Genomic DNA, 18,756 nt, shown 5'->3' with positions numbered 1-18,756 from the left:
TTCTTTTCATGCATGAACGGTACATAGGCAGCCATAGATTGGACCTTGGCAACCAGCTTGCACACTTATGGGACAAACAGCATATTTTATAAATGTAAACTCAATCTTTCACTTCTAATGTCATAAGGGGGTGATATCTATGAGCGATAACCATCACCATCACAGTAATATACTTGTCATTGGTCTTGCACTCATTGCATTCATTGCAATTGTTTTACTTTTGTTAGTACTGTTGTAGGGACAGTTTGGGCTAGGACAAATCTAATCCTAGCCCTTTTCTACGCATAAACACTTGTTAAAAAACTCGTTTGCGGTCATTTCTTTACTCCATCCTACTTCGTGTTACTACTAACGTGTTTCTTATGAAAACCAAGGTGAGGCTGTATTTTACTTATGGGTTTAAGAATTTGGAGAAGTCTGGATAATGAATGCTCCTGACCGTTTTGATGTTCATCCGCTTATCTGAGTATATGTTGCTGGATTTTGAGTTAAGGTTTTAAATTACCCACAAAAAGAATTAAGTATCTAGTCAGAATCACTTATCCAACTTCAGTATGCACTCTGGTGATAAGGAAATGCAATTGAGCCACCTCCGGTTGGCTCAATTGCATTTTAGGAAATCGCCCATATCGGAAATCCGTTTTTTCAGTTCATCCCGTCCGGCACATTCCAGCTGAACATTTTGCTTTCCTCCCGAGGACGGTAAATTTCGTCGCCAACTATCTCATGGCCGGCTTTGGAGTTGGACCGCTTTATATGCTCTGCCTGAAGCTCCTAAAGTTGCGAAATCGCCGTGAGCAATCCCAGTGAGACAGATGGTTTTCCCAGAATCGACTGGGGAAAGAATTTCATTTTCATCAACTTAACCTCCTCTTCAGGAACTCGAAGCCCCACTTCAATTTCAGTATGCAACTCTCCATCGGATAATTCAAGGAGGTCAGCTATCAATGCTCATGATGGAAAAATCAAGGACAAATCAGAGATGAAAGTAGTAAAAAAGCTGAAACTCCCTTAAAAACTGATATATGACAATGAGTAGACGTTCGGATAAGAGCGTCTACTTTTTTTCCCAAATTCAAGAAGTGAAACTCCATGACCCGCGAAAGCGTCCTGAAACACTAACTTGACTGCGAAAAATGTCAATATGACTATGTGTTGCTGGACTGAAACCTATTGACAAGTAAACGGTAGTTTACTATAATGGCGGTGAACGACGGTTTACTTTATTGGAGGATTTTTAAATGGCCAACACTAAAGAAAACATTTTGCATACTGCGCTTCGTTTGTTTGCGCGGGATGGATATGAGGCTGCTTCGGTCAGCGATATTGCCGGGGAGCTTGGCATGACAAAAGGGGCTTTATACAAGCACTATAAGAATAAGCGAGATATATTCGACAGCATAGTGAAGCGCATGTATGAGATTGATGTTGAAAGAGCGAAAAAATATGAAGTGCCGGAGGAAACATTTGATAAATCACCGTCGGCCTACCGCAATACTGCTGTGGATAAAATCAAGGTTTTTATTGAGGCGCAGTTTTATTTTTTGACGGAAGACGAGTTTGCCAGTAATTTCCGAAAAATGTTGACTTTGGAGCAATACAGAAACCCGGAAATAATGGAACTGTATCAAAAATGCTTTGTAAGCGGGCCGGTCAGCTATATGGAAGATTTATTCCGCGAAATGATGGAACAAGGCATTTGGAACAAAAGCAACCCGAAACAGCTTGCGGTTGAGTTTTACGCGCCGCTTTATTTGTTGGTAAGCGTTTCAGATACAACGCCTGACAAGAAAGAGGCTGGTAAGCTATTAGCGGCGCACATTGAGCGGTTTATAGAAAAGAACTCCATTCTACGGAAACAAAAGGAGTAATTGGTGTGAAAAAAATAACATGACCGCATATGGTCTTTCAGAGCAATTTGCGATATTGACAACTGAACATCCAAACCTTATTATAGGCCGAATATTATCACAGGAAAAAGGGCTTTACCGCGTGATAAGTGCGCAAGGGGAGCAATTTGCGGAGACTTCCGGCAAATTCCGCTATGAGGTTGAGAACGTTTCGGACTTCCCCGCTGTCGGTGATTTTGTGATGATTGACTGCGCCCAAAGCATGGGTAACGCTATCATTCACCATATACTTCCGCGAAAAAGCATGTTTATTCGTAAAGCGGTCGGACCGGCACATAAAGAACAGGTTATAGCCGCCAATATAGACACGGTTTTCATTTGTATGTCGCTCAACAATGATTTTAACCTGCGCCGCTTGGAACGTTACCTTTCTATCTGTTGGGAAAGCGGAGCTGCGCCGGTAGTGGTATTGACAAAGGCTGATTTGTGCGAGAATACTACCGAAAAGCTATCTTCTGTCGAAGCTGTTGCTATGGGCGTGGATATTCTAATTACTTCCGCAATCGAACAAGACGGATACGAACAGGTTTTGCCGTATATCAAAGAGGGTCATACTATAGCGCTGATTGGTTCGTCCGGCGTTGGAAAATCTACGCTTATCAATCGTCTGCTTGGGGAAAACCGAATTGACACAAACGGCTTACGGAATGACGATAAAGGACGGCATACCACCACAAGGCGCGAATTGTTTTTACTGCCAAACGGTGGGTTGATAATCGACACACCCGGTATGCGTGAACTTGGATTATGGAACGTTGCCGAGGGGTTAGACAAAACTTTTTCCGATATAGAAGAATTGTCCGTTAAATGCCGCTTTAAGAATTGCAGTCATACGGCCGAGCCGGGTTGCGCTGTAATTGCAGCCATTGAAAACGGGGATTTATCATCGGAGCGTTGGCAGTCCTATCAAAAGTTAAAGGCTGAAAACGCTTATGCTGAGGACGCTGAAAGCTACCTTGTGGCAAAGGAACAGAAACGCAAAAACATAGCAAAAACCGTAAAGGCAGATAAAGCCAAAGGGATAATTAGAAGATAAGGAGTATGACAATGGAAGAAATAACAAACTACGAATTTGGTATTGCCCTCATCAATGAATTTTTCACAGAACTTGAACGGCAAGGTCCCGGCAGCTCCGAAGAAACCATCAGGGCATTAAGTTTTATCAGAAATCTTTCAAACAAAACAAAAATTGCGGATTTAGGCTGCGGCACAGGCTTTCAAACAATAGTTCTGGCACAAAATACAGAAGCAACCATCACCGCACTCGACCTTTACGCCGGATCGATTGATAAACTTAACGTAACAGCTGAAAAACTTGGTTTGCAGAACAGGGTAAAAGGTATTGTCGGTTCAATGGATAATTTGCCGTTTCAGAATGATGAATTTGATCTTATATGGTCTGAGGGGGCTATTGCCAGTATAGGTTTTGCAAAAGGCTTGAATCACTGGAAAGGCTTCCTCAAAAAAAATGGCTATATTGCCGTAACATATGAGTCATGGTTTACCGATGAACGCCCCGCTGAAATTGAGAAGTGGTGGTTGGACGCAGTTCCTGAAATGGACACAATAGGGCATAATATTTCCATCATGCAAAAAACAGGTTATATTCCTGTTGCCGCATTTACGTTGCCAGAAAGTTGTTGGACAGACTATTATTTTATTCCGCAAAAAGCAAGGCAAGAGGAATTCCTGAAAAAACATGCGGGAAATAAAAACGTTGAGGATATGATTGCATTTATGAGGCGCGAGGCAGACTTGTACTCAAAATACAAACAGTATTATGGATATGTATTTTATATTGGAAAAAAGGTATAAAATAATAATGGATTTCCGTTGGAACGCGTTGAAAGAATGAACGGTTTATGGACGGTGATAGGAGTACGACGCTTAGATAATTTTATATTTTGTTTGGAGGTAAGTACTATAAGGATAAGCTAAACATATAATCTATTAATGTAAGAGATAAACCCTATTACTGTCTGCCAGTAATAGGGTTTATAATTATGCCTGAATTTTCGAGCCGTCCTTAAAAATGAACCGTAATAGGTTCACTTATTAATACCAAAAAGGTTGTTTTTATAAACTAAATTAAGGTTCACATTATCCATAGCAAATTATCCGAAGTTAGGGGACAAAAAAGAACTCCTAAAGGAGCTTAAGTATGTAAGAATGGATAGCTCGGATGATCCGATTTCCCTAACTTTGGATAATTTAGATAGCACGAAACCGCGATGTTTACTGAAATTTCTATGGGGATTGAATTCCTAAAATCCTGGCAATTTTAAAGAACTTCGATCGAAACCATTGTACAATATGTATTTGAAACCTTCAAATATGCTAAAGAATACAAAAAGCACCGCTTAAAACGATGCTCAATCTTCCCCAAATCGTTGAAAAGCCTAGCTAAAGCAAGTAAATTTATATGGTTTTACTACATTATTATGGCAAATCATTTTGCTGCCTAAATTAAATACTTCTATTTATATAGTTCCATAAACAATGGTGCTACTGCGGCAGGCTTTATGTCAATTCTTTGCCACACATTTCCCACGACATAAGGTTCTACCTTCAACCAATTATCCAGCTCTACTCTTGAAGGATAGTCTACAATCATCACCGAGCCTATCATCCTACCTTCATCATCAAGTAGAGCGCATCCATACAAATGCTCTCCGGATTTGAAACGATTTTCTACCGATTTTAAATGTTCTTCCCTTGCGGCTAATCTTCTTTCTAATGCTTTTTCATCAGCACCGTCATAAGCTGTAACTATGAATTGCATTTTTTCACATCCTCTATCAAAGTAGACTTTTATTCCATACCTATAATTTTACCTACAAAAAATAAGAAAGACCACAGAATAAATGATACCCCACTCAATCCCCTTTAGTCATTTAACGAATTAATTCCTTGTTCTTTAAGTCTCTCTAATGCATCTTTCATTGCTTTAACTTGCTCCGTTGTGTGTCCTTGCCAAATCGAAACTTCCCCTATAACTCTAAATGGTTCAGTGGAACGATAAGATTTAGTGGGATTACCTGGGAATTTTTTGTCTGTTAAATCGGGGTCGTCTTCAATTTTTCCTGTTGGTTCTACTAAATAGATTCTTTCTCTTCCTTCACCAATAGCGAGTTCGGCACCCCAAATTGCGGCATCTAATGTTGCAGACAAGAAAATGTATTTCGCATTTTTTCTCTGCCCATAGTTTGAGTTGTAACCAACTTCAATCAGGTCCCCAACTTTTAAGTCTGCCTTTGTTCCATGAAAATAAGTTTGAGCGAATGGCGTTGCCCCTTGTCCGCTTTGATTCTGTTCGTTATTTTTTTGTTCCATTGTCATATTCCTCCAATGTCTACCCACTCTACCCCCTAAGTCCACGGAAACATATCCATTTTCACCAAAACCACAAGATATAGTGTTGATATGACTGAGTTTATACACTATATAGTGGTGTGTTTTCTATTGAGGAGAACTACCGTCTCTATGTGTGTCTGGGCAAAGTAGTGATACTGATACGCGGAAATAGGGATTTTTGCAAAAAAGTGTACCCCCTATAGTCAAAAAAAGCAAGGGGGGCGTGAGTAATACATTCTCGCAAAATGATTTGCAGGCTAGAATGCCCATTTTACCTAGCTTTATTGTCTCACAAGAAAACGACATCTCGCTAAATCAATTCGCGTATACCCACTATATCTTATCCTTGCGCGAAACTTAATAACAGATACCCCCCTGTATGAACAATACATACTGAAGGAGTCTCAATTCCGATTAGGCATTAATTAAATTTGCGGAAGTAAAATCGGTTAGGAAGAACTGGTACAAATAAGAATAATTGGAACTTTGGTAATACAGTCTATTTACTAGGAAGCTTCTGCTTCAAGCATTTGATAAATAAATATTCAAATGCGTTGGTTGAGAAGAAAATTCTCACACCAACGCACTTTATTTTTTCTAATCCGTGAAGTAGAAGGATTACTTGCCGAGGTCCTCCATCTTTTTACCTGCATCAGGAAAGAAAAGGGCCTGACCGAATTTCTCTATTCCAAAGGTTCCGATTTGGGTTTGGGTATCTTTATCTGTCATAAACTCGACAAAGGCTTTAGCTCCGTCTGCATTCACTTTCGGGAACTTGTCAGGGTTCACTTGCATGACATGATAAATATTTAAGAGGGAAGCATCGCCTTCTAAGACGATCTCAAGTTTTAGGTTTTTACCGGCGGCTAGGAAAGTTGCACGGTCTGTGAGAGTATAGCCCTCTTTCTCGGAGGTCACAGTGAGTGTTTGTCCCATCCCTTGACCGGTTGATTGATATTTACTCTGAATAGGTGTGAGATTAGCCTTTGCCCATAAGGCTTTTTCCATTTTATCTGTTCCAGAATCATCTCCACGGGAAACAAAAATGGCGGGACTATTATAAATGGCCTTTAAGGCGTTTGTAGTAGTTTTAGTTTCTTTAACCTTGGCCGGGTCTGTTGAGGGCCCAACCATGACGAAATCATTGTGCATCACGAGCTGATAGTTGATAGCTGTTCCATTATCAACTAATTTTTTTCTGCGGCAGGTGCATGAGCTAATAATACATCAGCATCCCCCTTTTCACCCATGGCTAAAGCGGCTCCTGTTCCAACCGCGATTGTTTTTACTTTATAGCCAGTTTTTTTCTCGAAAGCAGGGATGAGCAGGTCGAGCAAACCGCTGTCTTGTGTACTTGTGGTGGTTGCTAAAATTACGTCGGGTCTTGCAGGCTTTGGCGTTTCCGTCGCTTGTGGTGCAGGAGTGGTGGGGGTTTTAGCTGTTCCACACCCGACGACGGTCATTATGAGAGCGATCATAAGTAGAACGAAGCCAAAGTTAAGGTGAAGTCTTAGTTTCTTTTTCATCTCTTTATTTCCTCCTAATAAAGCGTTTTTTGAATGACGATTTACGTACTAGAGGGTGACGTAGGGGGGGCTCTCCAATCATAGGTCATTTTTCGCGTCCCGCGTTGTAGAGATTGGTCTGGAAAAGGGCAGTTTTTTATTGAGTTTTGTAAAATCGAGTACACAGTTATTCCTCTTTAAAGGAATATAGTCCATCTTTCTTCATTACATAATCTTTGATATACAAGACTATTTCGTCAAGGTAGTTTTCTTCTACTGCCAATATAAAAATCTGCTCGCTTCCTCTAAATTATCTACGTTTAGCGTCGCAAGTGTTACAAAAACCGAGCTTTTCGCCATTAGTCCCGTGTTTTTAATCTACTCTATTTTACTCCTTAGTTTTTCGTGGCGAATTAATATCTTATCCTTTCGGGATTATGGGAGCCCACAATTTTAGTTGCAGGTGCAGCTAAGGTTAGCTTTTTGCCTGTTACGTAAGTAATTTCTAGTTTGGTTGGTTCTGCTGGTGTGGTAAATGCTTTAGGTGAACAAGCTACAAGGCCCAAGAGTATTAAGATTACTAATGCGAGTAGACTATTTTTTTACGTTTTTCATTAATTCAACTCCCTCTTTATTTATTTTATGTAAAATTTAACGAACACTAAAGAAGCATAAAATAATTTCTAGTTAGGTGCTCGTAATTTCACAAAGGTATGCTTTCGAAATTATTTAAACTAATGTTAGATTTCTTAGATAACTCAAACCAAGTTCATGGAACTAAAGCAAAGTACACCAAACTAAAACCAATATAACTTTAATATATATAGTTCAATCTGTCAATCTGTAAGCATGCTCGGGTTTAGGTAAAGACAGAATATTTGAATAAATACTGTTAACCTGAATAGAACAGTTTTGTCGAACCCCAGTATGTGAAGTTGGTTATTAAACCGTAGGGAAGGTAATTAACCGAGAGTAATTAAAAAGTGGAACTTGGTTTAAGGAAAATATTCCTTCCCCTTTCCCTATTTGTTATTGTGCAAACGTTTCCGAAGAACAAATTCTTTACCAGTTGCTGAGGCATAGTGTTTTAGGGCTTTAGACGATATTAAAAGACACACAGGGGAAATACAGGGTGTGTAAATGCTGACAAAGTACCCTACAGGTGGCTGATGTACTTCCGAGGGCAATCGGTTATTGCAAAGGTTAAGTATAAGAAATAAAAAAGGGGCCGTTGCAACTACTTTTTAAAGTAGTTTTGCGACACCCCCTTTTTTCAAATTAGGACACGGAAGGTTTTCTCAGTACATAAGGACAATGAAGTTATTTTTTGTCTTTATAAAAGTGTAGAAATGCCAACGTCCGATACGATAATAATTAAATTGGAATCAACTTCCAGTTATCCTACGAATGCCGTCCATCCTCTGATTGAGATGGGCGGCATTCTACTGTAGGGTTTAAGAATTTGGGGAAGTCCAGGTAAGTGTTTAATTAGAGGTTAATAGATGTAAATTCATTTTAATAGATACTTACAATAACGGTAGCCTTTTCTTCTAAAGCTTTTTGATAAAAGCTGAGTAGGTTTGTTTTCCAACTTGAATATCTTGTGATTGAATAACACAAAATATATTAGACAATTAGCCTGGGAGGTAATTATGAACACTGTTAATCAAGCTAATCAAAATTATTCCGAACAAGTACCGTTCGGAGCTATTCAGCATAACTTAGAAAATATCCCTCCAAATGCCTCGGAAATCGGGAACCTTTGGGCCAGTTACATGGCTGAAAACATGTCTGTATGTATGTTGAAATTTTTCGTGGCTAAATCAAAAGACCCAGATATAAAACCAGTATTACAACAAGCTCTTGATGTATCAAGCCAAAATATAAATTCCATGGAAAATCTCTTTCATTCAATTAATGAACCTATACCAGAAGGCTACGGTGACAAAGATGTGGATAATAGTGCTCCTGAACTATTCTCTGAGACTTTCTCTCTAACATATACACGGCTCATGAATGTTTTTATTGGGCTTAAATACAGCTTATCATTGTCACGAAGTTCACGTTCTGATTTTAGGCAATTCTTTTCTGAAGCTATGGATAATTCAAGGAATATAAACCAAAGGGCTACTGATGTGCTAATGGCAAAGGGGTTGCTTCCCAAGGCCCCTCATATTATCATGCCTGACAGGACAGAAATGGTTCATGACAAAAATTATTACGGCTCATTTTTCGGAGGGAAAAGACCACTAAACGCCTTAGAAATCGGTCATTTATTCTACAACATGGAAGTAAAGTTAACCCTGGAAACTATAAAATTGGGATTTAGCCAAGTTGTTAATTCCGATAAGATTAAAAATTATTTATATAATGGAAGTTTAATGCATAAAGAACAAGCCTTGAAATTCGGTAAAATTTTAGCAGAAGAAAATTTACCGACACCCACTTCGTCGAATTTCCAATTGACTAACTCTAAACAATCACCATTTAGCGATAAGCTAATACTGGCTCACACATCGGCAGTGACGACATTCTGTCTTTTAGATGTCGGTTATGGGTTAACCAGTTCAGCTAGAAAAGACATTAATAATGTTTTAATTAGTATATTGACTGAGATTCTTGTGGATTCAAAGGATGGAGCTGACTTAATGATAGAAAACGGATGGTTTGAAAAGGTTCCTGAAACTGCTGACCGTAAGGAGTTAGTTCAATAAGAAAGCGTAATAACCCTGCCAATAATCTACAAAGATTAAGCTTTGGTAATCCTGTTAGTATTTTTAAATAGCGAAATCACTCTCCTCGCTAATTTGTCAACATTTAGCAAGGGGAGAGTGATTTGTTAAGTAGTCAAACAAGACTTGTCAATGGTCGAAATCTCAGGTATCTAAACGTTATATTGGGACGCTCTGAAAATAGTATTAAGGGGTATCGAACCGATTTATTAATGTTCTTCAATTTTGTTATGAGATGTGTAATACACCTACACCTATTCTATATACCGATTTTTCAGTTTTTAACATTGACTTTGTTAGTCAATATTGCTGAATATCACGGTTGATTTAAACACAACTTACTTCTGATTATCCTACAAACTATCACTCAGCTTATGCTTATTTTTTCTTGCAGTTATTTGCATAATGTCACCTCTAAAAGTTCAACTCTTTGGGTCACCGAACTAACAGAGGTCAAACGCTAGCTCTGAAATATTAAAATCTTATTTCCCCGGAAACTCTTATTCTTCTTTACCAGCCAACAGTAGATCCTTAAGCCATTTCGGCAAACGGTTTACCTTCTTAAACTCTAGAATTTTCTTTGCTACTTCTGCAGCATCTTCTTCCCGCCAGAAGCGATTCTTTTGATAACAATCCTGGCTGCAGAACTTTCGTCCGTTAACCCCTAAGGATTTAAAACCTTTTCCACAATACTCACAAGTAAGAGTATAGGACCTCCGGTGAATTTTTTCCCACTTATATTTACAGCTCAGTGAGCAGTATTTCTTCTTTCGCCCAACTTCATTTTGCTTAATCTCCGAACCACAGTTAAGACAGAGAATATGCAGAAACTCATCCTGCATCACATCTTGGTATTCTGCAACTAACTCTATTCCACTACCACCTAAACCATTTCTTAAACAATAACCTCTAACCGAGTCTCGTGACAGCCCTACTTCATCTGCGACTTTTTTATAGCCAAGCCCTTGATATCGCAGCATTTTAATTTTTTGCCTTTGTTCCTCTGTCATGCCAATATCCCTCCTTGACAAGCATTCATCACTCAAAAAGCGATGGATGTCAAGAAGGGATTACCTTAAAAAGGCTAAACGTTATGTCAAATAGAACCTTATTTTTATAGTGAATCTATTACCACTAGGTGTCGTGTGTAAATTTCATCATTTGTTCTCATCTTTTCATACATGATTCTGCAAACCTTCGGCATCTTTTTTGCATACCAATACCAAGCTCTTTATGAATGTCACCTGAGACCAAATCCCAATACCTATCGAGCGCAGCTTTGCATCATTAATTAATCCATCTATTTATTGACGGACATCATTAGCTTATTAATACTATTTATGACAACACTTTACAATAAAAAGGACGCCAACCAAAGGTAAAAAACTCACCACAGTTGGCTAACAATAGTCTGTATTATACCCTCTCACCCTACTTGAAAAAACTAGTGATCTAGTACCTCATAGTCTGATATTGTCCACCTGATGCATAGTCACTTTATCTTAAAGCTACTTCGAGTAGTTTGACTTACACCATTAAATGTTAACATCAATCTAATCTTGTAGGCCTCCCCTGAAACCAGACGTGCCTTTGGTATAGTGTAGGAATAATTTTTCCCCTCATTGTTAACCCAAGACTCAAGGATTACACGTTGCCCATCTGAATCTTCTATTTCCAATTCCATGTATGGCCTTCCACGAACATCGTTCCATTCGAACTTCCACTTTAAAGTAAGATCGGCCAGTGGGAGTTCGAAATTCTCATCAGGGTATATAATAGTTGGTGCACGCAAAATATCATTATCCACTTTAATTATAGCCTGTTTGCCTGGTAGATTAACGGGTCTAACAGTCGTCCAATGCGGGTACATTCTTTCAACACCTAGTGGAGGAGTTGCAAACAAGTTAAATGCATATTCAGCCCCTCCGAGGAACATAGTAGCAGGGATTGTATAAGATCGGACATCTCCAAGATATGCTTCTATTATTGTTTCAGTCCCTTTGGAATAACCGTCTCCCGGTCTTATTAAGCTCAGGTAATAACCTTTCGCAGTCCCCTCCCATTGAACTGTAAGACTTTGCCTAAGGGGTAGCTGGATATTTCCCACTGGGTAGCGAAGCAGGGGTCTTTCAATGGTGTAAAGCCCATCTGGTGTTTTAATGGTTTCCCTCGTGTACACTGGCTCGTTATTCTTTGGCTGTGTTGTTTGAGATACACTTACCGGCGCTGTATCTACTATTGAGTTGGAAGTAATTTGTTCCGGTTTATTGTCTTCCACTTCACTAGGATTGTTAGTATTAGAATCAGGTTCCCCTATCTCCGCCTTTTCTTCAACATTTTCTGCCGGTTGCTCCTCAGTCTTACTAACAACTTGAGTACTTTTTGTAGGCAAACAACCTGTTATCAGCAACAAGAGCACAAGGATTAATCCTGCTAACTTAATTCGATGTGTACGCAAACCTATCTTGCTCCTTTCATACTAAATTTCGCTAGCAAGAAGGCTTTTCCTTTTACATATTACTTTACAATATATCCCACCACTAACTTTATAGGTACAAGCTTACTTATAGTCTTTAGAAGATTTTATCTTGTCCTGTTGTCTAAACTTAAATTCCTGAAAAGTCCTCACACTCTACCTTAAACCCATCAAGCAAACTTACAACCAACATGCCATCATAAACTGTTATCTTTTCAACTAGTTTAAAGTACAAATCTACTTCAAACTGGTCAATCAGCTTTGCCGCCTTGAATATCTCAATAAATCGCTTAGCAATAACTTTTTTCAGAGCATTATCACTCTCAATCTGCTCTTCCCACTTCTTCATAAAGTAAGCTCGATTCTCAACCACGGCATTAAACGCTCCAACAAAGGCCTGGTATAAAACCCTATCATCAATATGTCTGCTCTCGCATCCTTTTTTTCCCTTAACCCCATACTTTGTATTGCATCGCCAGACAACCCTTCTGAGCCTTTCATCCGTTGAGTTCCAAACCTTTCTGCCATAAGCCCTACCGCAAACTCCACAAGTAACTTTTCCTGCAAAGGGATTGTCACCAGAAGCATAATAAACCTTCTGGATCCCATGCTTCTCAGCGTATGCTCTCCGTCTCTCCATCTCAAGCTGGACTGCTTCCCAGGTTTCTTTATCGATAATGGCAGGATGACTGTTCTCGACGTAGTATTGAGGAACATCCCCATCGTTTTCAGCTCTCTTCTTTGAAAGAAAATCGACGGTGTAAGTCTTTTGAAGGAGGGCATCCCCCTTGTACTTTTCGTTACTCAGTATTTTGCGGATGCTGCTTTCGTACCACTTGTAGGTGCCATCCCATTTAGGAACCTTTTCGTTTTGAAGTTCTTTGGCTATCCCGTTGGGTGCTTTACCGTTAAGATAGTCATTATATATTCGTGTCACGATTTTGGCTTGCTTCTCATTAATAACCAACTCTCCGTTTTTATCCTTATCGTAACCCAGAAACTTAGTATGATTCACCATAACCTTGCCTTGTTCAAACCGTCTACGTAGGCCCCAGGTACAACTTTCAGAGGTCGACCGACTTTCTTCTTGCGCGAGCGAGCTGAGAATTGTAAGAAGCACCTCTCCCTTACCGTCTAGAGTATTAATATTTTCCTTTTCAAAGATGACTCCAATGCTCAACGCCTTAAGTAATCTAACGTAATTTAAAGTATCTAATGTATTCCTAGCAAACCTAGAAATAGATTTGGTTATAATCATATCAATTTTTCCGGCCTTGCAATCCTCAATCATTTTGTTAAACTGCTCACGCTTTTTGGTATTGGTACCGGATATTCCCTCATCGGCGTATATTCCGGCCATTTTGTAATCAGGATGGTTATTGATGTAACTGGTATAAAATCTCACCTGCGCTTCATAACTTTGTAACTGTTCGTCCTGGCTTGTAGAAACTCGGCAGTACGCCGCCATTCTCTTTTTCTGGGGTTCTAGGTTTTCCGCTAGACTGGTCCTGTTCTTTGCTGGAATAACGGTAATATTTCTTGCCATTCTTCATAACCTCCTTGATGATGGTTGGTCCCTGTATGTTAACTCTTGAAATAACGCTATCTTCAATAGACGTACCTGCGCATGCATCCTTACCGTTTTCAATATAATTGCTGCATTGCCATACAATCTTTCGGCAGGAATGTTTGCTGTTCCAAGTTCTTCGCCTTAAAGGTGATCCGCATTTACTGCAGAATAGTTTACCTGTTAAAGGGTAGCGATTTTGGGATTTCCCCGAACCTTTAACGTTCCCTTTCGCTTCAGCTCGCTTTTTCATTTCCTGCTGAACTTGCTCCCATACTTCCTTAGACAAAATAGGCGAGTGGTTGTCTTCGATGTAGAAGCTATCCATCTCGCCTTTATTTTTCTTCTTCAGTTTGCTGATATGGTTCTGGGTAAAGGTCTTTTGGAGTTTGACATCCCCCTTGTACTTTTCATTTCTGAGAATATCTAGGATGGTTGATTCATTCCATTTTGCACTGGTGATAGTTGGGATGCCTTCTGAATTAAACAACTTGGCTATTTTAAAGGCACCATATCCTGCCAAGTACTCAGTGTAAATTCGTTTTACAATTTCCGCCTCTTTACGGTTTATAATCAACTGACCGGTTTCATCCTTGTCATAGCCTAGAAAGCGCTGAGTATTTATGATAAGTTCCCCGTTCTCAAACTTCTTACGGTACCGCCATTTAACATTATCACTGACACTCTTACTTTCCTCTTGCGCAAATGAAGAGAGGACGGTAAGCATCAACTCACCGTCCCCTGATAGAGTGTGTATATTCTCTTTTTCGAATCTGACCTCAACACCAATGTCCTTAAGTTCTCTTACTGCCTGAAGCATGACCACTGTATTTCTGGTGAACCTTGAGATCGATTTCGTTAGGATTATGTCTATTTTTCCTTCTCGGCAGAGACCAAGCATTCGTTGAAACTCCGGTCGGTTATCCTTGGTTCCTGTCATCCCTTTGTCAGCGAAAACACCGACAAATTCGTAGTCTGGATTTGAAGAAATCAAGTTCTCGTAATAGGTTATTTGGTTTTCCAGCGATTCGCCTTGTTTGCCCTGATCCGTGGATACCCTTGCATAAGCACAGACACGTTTTTTGGAAGGATGCTTTTTTACGGTTGGTTCAATGATCCTTACTCGCATAAGGTTTAATCTCCTTTCTATCAATTTGACACTACCATTCATCACTCTGAAGTTGATAGAAGTCAAGCAGAAAAAGACCTCTTCCGGTATTCAGAAGAGGCTACTATGATAAAGCCTTTGAAAATATGCAGCTGTTCTGTGAATAGAAATCACCTTAGCCGACTACATCCTGCAAAATTGTCAATTATTTATCATGCATAAACTTACATAAATTTTGAACCGTCACTCTGCCCTATTAGGATACTCTTGAAAACTTTGTCCATATAACTTCCCATAATGCTGTGTCAAAATGTTTTGTTAAGAGATAAGCGGGTGATATTGCAAGCCCAAGCCAGGGGATCTGAATTAAACTAACAGGAGATATTGCAATCAAAAAAAGTATAGCCCCAACCATGCCTACTTTTACTGATATGCCCTTGTGGAGCATTAGTAGGCCAATAGTAGTTTCATAAATAACCAGTAACAAACCAAATATTGAAGGATTGATTGAGATAATATTTAAGCACAGTTCACGATATAGGGATATTAATGCATCCTGCCCATAGTCTACATATAAATGAGGGTTAAGTAACGTGATTGAACCATTTACCCCTATAGCCATAATTAAGAAGAATATGCCCAGAATGATTCGCGCTGCATTTGGTTTTTTCAGACTAATACCAATCATAATTAAAGAAAACAATATACCAGTTACTATCGGACCGAACATAACGGATCCTCCTTGAAGCTTTGCATTTTTTAACTTGTTTGCATAATTCCCTTTTCTTGGTGCATACATCGACGAAGAATTTACCTGTATTTACGCCCTAGTGTTCGATAATGACTGTTACGACATAGCACTAGTATTAAATACTAAATTTATAATCATATACGCTTCACGCAAAGCTGCCCCAGAAAGTATCAAGATAGCAATCCCTATTGCAGCCCATTGCTCTTTTGTAATAGGCACTCGTTCATCGTTAGGAACTGGTTTTGACTTAGAAAAGAAACTCTCTGATTTATTAACTGAGATTGAATTAGTAGCTACAGCTAATAGTACCCCTGCCATCATTTCATATGGTCCACTTCGCGAAAATACAGCCAATGTAGGAGCCATAGTTTTTTCTAAGGCAATAGAGAACGAGTTCGTACCTAAAGTTGCACCGTACATAATCATCCATGCTAGTGGCACTAGATATCCAAAGGGAAATTTATTTACACGCAAAATATAATTTCCGAAAATAATAAATGACGAGCCGATAAGATTTACACCAAAGATTTGCATGAATTCACGTCCCATTGTATCTGCTGCAGAATCTCCTGCTAATTTGGTAAAGATCGAAACTTCTCGTAAAACACCTTCAGGTATTAAGAAATAGGTTAAGGTCCAACTTATATACAATAATGCTAAACCCAAACTATATAGACTTATAAAACGAATAATTACTTTGTCGTGCCCCAAAAGTTTTATCAATTACCTCCTCCTTCACAATAAATTCCAGAAACCTATTCGCCATCGAGGAATAATTTTCCTTTATTTTGTTCCTTGAGTCTTATAATGACCGTTATGACAATAGCACCAGTCATTCCAGTCAATAAGGAATCTGGTGCTATTAAAACCTTACTGAGCAGTATTAAGCATTAGCAGAAATTTGATATCCCTCATTACTAGTACTAGTTTAATTATGATTAATTAATCCTGTAACCAATAGGCAGCATGTAACTTCTTATTAAGCAAGTATAATTATTACGATGTAAATAAATATCTTATGTTTACATCATAATAAGGAAAGCAAAGCGAAAATGGGAGTGAGTCTGTAATATGGAACAAGCAAACCAAAATCTATACGAGCAGGTCCCTTCGAGTCTGCTACAACATAATTTAGTTGATATTCCTCCGACGGTAGCCGAGATCAATCACCTTTGGTCAACTTACATGGCTGAAAGTATGGCATTGTGCTTTCAAAAACATATTGTTACTACAATAAAAGACCCTGATTACCTTAATGTTATCCAATCTGCATTGGAGCTTTCTAGCGAAAATATTACGCGGATTGAAAATATATTCAACTTAATTCAACACCCTATACCAGAAGCATTTGGAGAAAAGGATATCAATCCTACAGCTCCGAAATTATTTGATGAAACCTATTGGGTTTTGTACACAAAACTTATGACAAAGTACATTTTTCAAAATCATTATTTAGCCTATGCAGAATCAACACGTTCGGATATCCGACAGTTATTCTATACGTTTATTGACGGTTCTAGAGAAACCATCAAAAAGGCCGATGATGTTCTCCTAGCAAAAGGGGTCTATCCCAAAACACCGTATATTGCTGTCCCAGATAGAGTAGAATTCGTTCATGACAAGGCCTATTATGGTTCTTTTTTTAGTACAAATAGAACTTTAAACGCCTTAGAAATTAGCAATATATTAGCTATCTTGGAAATTAAAGTGATATACAAAGCATTGAAATTGGGATTTGCTCAAGTAGTAAATTCTGAGGAAATTAGGGATTTTTTCAACGAAGGTGCAAAATTAGCCGAGAAACATATTAATATACTTCGTCCGATCTTAGAACAGGATGGTTTACCTAGTCCCGAAATATTAGATTATCGTGTTACTGACTCAAGAGAGTCACCATTTAGTGACCGGTTAATTTTATTCCATGCCACAACAATAGTTGCCCATATCCTTAACGCTTTAGGCACAGGTCTGTCGAGAATGATGAGGAAAGATATTGTAGCAACTTATGCTAGACTAATAGCGGATATACTTAGAATCGCCAAGGATGGGGCAGATTTACTAATTAAGAACGGATGGCTTGAAAAAATTCCTGAAGCTGTTAATCGCAAAGTATTAACACACTGAACATCCTGCTACCTCTAACCATTACTAGAGACTTGTTTCCCGTTATCCAACTAGTGGCATATTATTATTCGCCTCAATATGTACCTACCCTTATTTAACACGCTTATCTCCTCATACCATTTCGTCATTTTGCCGTGAATCTGCTAGTCACCCAATTTCAGTTTACCTTTATAATAAGTCTCTTTGACATTTCTAGCTTTTTCCTTAGCCCAATTCTCCAACCCCATCTTCTTTATCAGACATAAATTGAACACTTTAGTATTATGCGGCTTCTGGGCTGCTTGATCAGCGTAGGGATGCAAGTAGTCACAGGGAAAATCAGAGCAATCGCAACAAAGGCTAATCCCCTTTTCTTGGATGCATTGATATACGTAACAAGGCTTATCTCGACCAATGGCGGCAATTACTCCAGCTTCGTTACGGCAGCCGTGGCAAACGGCTTTCTCTAGTGGAACATTAAGCCCAGCGGCAACCATCTCCCGCAGTTTTTCATTGCTATTTGCCAGATAAACGGGGCAATTAAAACAGTCCAATCCACAGGGTGCAGTCATGTTTTGATAGTCCATACTTACATACCTCCCTTGTTTTCGGAATATACTTCTCCATCAAGGAATAGTTTTCCTTTGTTTCGCGCTTGAGTCCGATAACTACAACTATGTAAAGTTAAAACCAAATCCAAACATCAAAAAACGCAAAAATCAGGCTTTACGACCGATCTATGCGTTTTCGTTCTTGCGTTATTTCGTGTTTTTAACAATAACAATGAACTTCCGATTACTCGTTATTGCTTCAATTATCTATGCTAATTAAGCCTTCAATATATTGATTTTATCGATTGGTGTCCATCCTGGGGGGACAGTATTGATCAGAACCATTAATGGACAAACGCATAAAATATAGCAGACAGGTTCCCACTCAAATAAGAAAAGGAAGTGTCGCTATGTATTGTTTTTTTGATGAAGAAACTCAAATCGCTATTTGCTATTTTCCAGATAAAATTTGCACTTATTATCCTGATGGCTCGGTTGAATGTGTTCCAAGAGCTTCTCGTGCTCAATGGGTTACACCAATGGTAGCTTTAATAGTTATAATAGTTGCTGCTTTACTTGGGTTTGGGTTAAGGCTTGGTACTCCCTGGCCATGGCAGTAATAAATACCCAAATTCGCAAGGTTGGTAAGAAGGAAAAAATCGAAAACCCTCATTTGCTTGAAAGCGTTTGGGGGTTTTT

At 38.9% G+C, this 18,756-nt stretch carries 15 protein-coding genes and 1 pseudogene; 6 read left to right on the top strand and 10 right to left on the bottom strand.

The features are described from left to right. Positions 1–1,241: 1,241 nt before the first annotated feature. The 3 genes from HGJ98_RS16615 (at position 1,242) to HGJ98_RS16605 (ending at position 3,725) form a co-directional block, all read left to right on the top strand. Positions 1,242–1,871, top strand: a complete 630-nt coding sequence (locus HGJ98_RS16615; RefSeq protein ID WP_291352812.1) for a TetR/AcrR family transcriptional regulator — start codon at positions 1,242–1,244, stop codon at positions 1,869–1,871. 121 nt (positions 1,872–1,992) lie between these two features. Next, complete coding sequence (gene rsgA, locus HGJ98_RS16610) at positions 1,993–2,946, top strand: ribosome small subunit-dependent GTPase A (RefSeq protein ID WP_367142740.1); 954 nt, start codon at positions 1,993–1,995, stop codon at positions 2,944–2,946. Between the two features lie 11 nt (positions 2,947–2,957). Then, positions 2,958–3,725 carry a class I SAM-dependent methyltransferase gene (locus tag HGJ98_RS16605; RefSeq protein WP_291352809.1) on the top strand — a complete coding sequence of 256 codons (768 nt, stop codon included), beginning with the start codon at positions 2,958–2,960 and terminating at the stop codon, positions 3,723–3,725. Between the two features lie 661 nt (positions 3,726–4,386). Here the strand turns inward: HGJ98_RS16605 and HGJ98_RS16600 are convergent. The 3 genes and pseudogenes from HGJ98_RS16600 to HGJ98_RS16590 all read right to left on the bottom strand — a co-directional run bounded on the left by HGJ98_RS16600 (position 4,387) and on the right by HGJ98_RS16590 (position 6,790). Further along, the gene (locus HGJ98_RS16600; RefSeq protein WP_291352808.1) at positions 4,387–4,692 is read right to left on the bottom strand and encodes a YciI family protein; all 306 of its coding nucleotides are present in this window, start codon (positions 4,690–4,692) and stop codon (positions 4,387–4,389) included. Positions 4,693–4,796: 104 nt separating this feature from the next. Further along, the gene (gene arr / locus HGJ98_RS16595) at positions 4,797–5,243 is read right to left on the bottom strand and encodes an NAD(+)--rifampin ADP-ribosyltransferase (protein WP_291352806.1); all 447 of its coding nucleotides are present in this window, start codon (positions 5,241–5,243) and stop codon (positions 4,797–4,799) included. Between the two features lie 639 nt (positions 5,244–5,882). Then, positions 5,883–6,790, bottom strand: a pseudogene (locus tag HGJ98_RS16590) (substrate-binding domain-containing protein). A 1,631-nt stretch (positions 6,791–8,421) separates the two neighbouring features. On the opposite strand from HGJ98_RS16590, the gene HGJ98_RS16585 reads away from it, so the two are divergent. Then, positions 8,422–9,483: a DUF3231 family protein gene (locus HGJ98_RS16585; RefSeq protein ID WP_291352804.1), complete on the top strand. Its 1,062-nt coding sequence runs from the start codon at positions 8,422–8,424 to the stop codon at positions 9,481–9,483. Positions 9,484–10,001: 518 nt separating this feature from the next. On the opposite strand, the gene HGJ98_RS16580 is transcribed toward HGJ98_RS16585, so the two are convergent. The 6 genes from HGJ98_RS16580 to HGJ98_RS16555 all read right to left on the bottom strand — a co-directional run bounded on the left by HGJ98_RS16580 (position 10,002) and on the right by HGJ98_RS16555 (position 16,126). Further along, positions 10,002–10,511 carry an RNA polymerase subunit sigma-24 gene (locus tag HGJ98_RS16580; protein ID WP_291352802.1) on the bottom strand — a complete coding sequence of 170 codons (510 nt, stop codon included), beginning with the start codon at positions 10,509–10,511 and terminating at the stop codon, positions 10,002–10,004. Positions 10,512–10,993: 482 nt separating this feature from the next. Then, positions 10,994–11,959, bottom strand: coding sequence for a hypothetical protein (locus HGJ98_RS16575; protein ID WP_291352800.1), 966 nt, complete (start codon positions 11,957–11,959; stop codon positions 10,994–10,996). Between the two features lie 148 nt (positions 11,960–12,107). Further along, positions 12,108–13,445, bottom strand: a complete 1,338-nt coding sequence (locus HGJ98_RS16570) for a recombinase family protein (protein WP_291352817.1) — start codon at positions 13,443–13,445, stop codon at positions 12,108–12,110. Next, a complete protein-coding gene (locus HGJ98_RS16565) occupies positions 13,390–14,673 on the bottom strand; it encodes a recombinase family protein (protein ID WP_291352798.1) in 1,284 nt (427 codons plus the stop codon). The genes HGJ98_RS16570 and HGJ98_RS16565 overlap by 56 nt, the downstream gene beginning before the upstream one ends. A 235-nt stretch (positions 14,674–14,908) precedes the next feature. Then, complete coding sequence (locus HGJ98_RS16560) at positions 14,909–15,382, bottom strand: hypothetical protein (RefSeq protein WP_291352797.1); 474 nt, start codon at positions 15,380–15,382, stop codon at positions 14,909–14,911. Positions 15,383–15,499: 117 nt separating this feature from the next. Further along, positions 15,500–16,126, bottom strand: a complete 627-nt coding sequence (locus HGJ98_RS16555) for a hypothetical protein (protein ID WP_291352795.1) — start codon at positions 16,124–16,126, stop codon at positions 15,500–15,502. Positions 16,127–16,474: 348 nt separating this feature from the next. On the opposite strand from HGJ98_RS16555, the gene HGJ98_RS16550 reads away from it, so the two are divergent. After that, a complete protein-coding gene (locus tag HGJ98_RS16550; protein WP_291352793.1) occupies positions 16,475–17,527 on the top strand; it encodes a DUF3231 family protein in 1,053 nt (350 codons plus the stop codon). 143 nt (positions 17,528–17,670) lie between these two features. Here HGJ98_RS16550 and HGJ98_RS16545 read toward each other — a convergent pair whose 3' ends face one another. Next, positions 17,671–18,093, bottom strand: a complete 423-nt coding sequence (locus HGJ98_RS16545; RefSeq protein ID WP_291352791.1) for a DUF3795 domain-containing protein — start codon at positions 18,091–18,093, stop codon at positions 17,671–17,673. A 311-nt stretch (positions 18,094–18,404) separates the two neighbouring features. Here HGJ98_RS16545 and HGJ98_RS16540 point away from each other — a divergent pair, with 311 nt between their 5' ends. Continuing rightward, on the top strand, positions 18,405–18,677 hold the full coding sequence (locus tag HGJ98_RS16540; RefSeq protein WP_291352790.1) for a hypothetical protein: 273 nt from the start codon (positions 18,405–18,407) through the stop codon (positions 18,675–18,677). Positions 18,678–18,756: the final 79 nt, after the last annotated feature.

Source organism: Desulfosporosinus sp., from assembly GCF_014237355.1.
Taxonomy (GTDB): Bacteria; Bacillota; Desulfitobacteriia; order Desulfitobacteriales; family Desulfitobacteriaceae; genus Desulfosporosinus.
This window is presented reverse-complemented; position numbering and strand designations above follow the sequence as displayed.

Excerpts from the sequence above, each read along its gene's own strand:
- HGJ98_RS16560 (WP_291352797.1), bottom strand. The coding sequence starts at position 15,382 with ATGTTCGGTCCGATAGTAACTGGTATATTGTTTTCTTTAATTATGATT.
- arr (WP_291352806.1), bottom strand. The coding sequence starts at position 5,243 with ATGGAACAAAAAAATAACGAACAGAATCAAAGCGGACAAGGGGCAACG.
- HGJ98_RS16605 (WP_291352809.1), top strand. The coding sequence starts at position 2,958 with ATGGAAGAAATAACAAACTACGAATTTGGTATTGCCCTCATCAATGAA.
- HGJ98_RS16545 (WP_291352791.1), bottom strand. The coding sequence starts at position 18,093 with ATGGACTATCAAAACATGACTGCACCCTGTGGATTGGACTGTTTTAAT.
- HGJ98_RS16540 (WP_291352790.1), top strand. The coding sequence starts at position 18,405 with ATGGACAAACGCATAAAATATAGCAGACAGGTTCCCACTCAAATAAGA.
- HGJ98_RS16600 (WP_291352808.1), bottom strand. The coding sequence starts at position 4,692 with ATGCAATTCATAGTTACAGCTTATGACGGTGCTGATGAAAAAGCATTA.
- HGJ98_RS16580 (WP_291352802.1), bottom strand. The coding sequence starts at position 10,511 with ATGACAGAGGAACAAAGGCAAAAAATTAAAATGCTGCGATATCAAGGG.
- HGJ98_RS16585 (WP_291352804.1), top strand. The coding sequence starts at position 8,422 with ATGAACACTGTTAATCAAGCTAATCAAAATTATTCCGAACAAGTACCG.
- HGJ98_RS16570 (WP_291352817.1), bottom strand. The coding sequence starts at position 13,445 with ATGGCGGCGTACTGCCGAGTTTCTACAAGCCAGGACGAACAGTTACAA.
- HGJ98_RS16615 (WP_291352812.1), top strand. The coding sequence starts at position 1,242 with ATGGCCAACACTAAAGAAAACATTTTGCATACTGCGCTTCGTTTGTTT.
- HGJ98_RS16550 (WP_291352793.1), top strand. The coding sequence starts at position 16,475 with ATGGAACAAGCAAACCAAAATCTATACGAGCAGGTCCCTTCGAGTCTG.
- HGJ98_RS16565 (WP_291352798.1), bottom strand. The coding sequence starts at position 14,673 with ATGCGAGTAAGGATCATTGAACCAACCGTAAAAAAGCATCCTTCCAAA.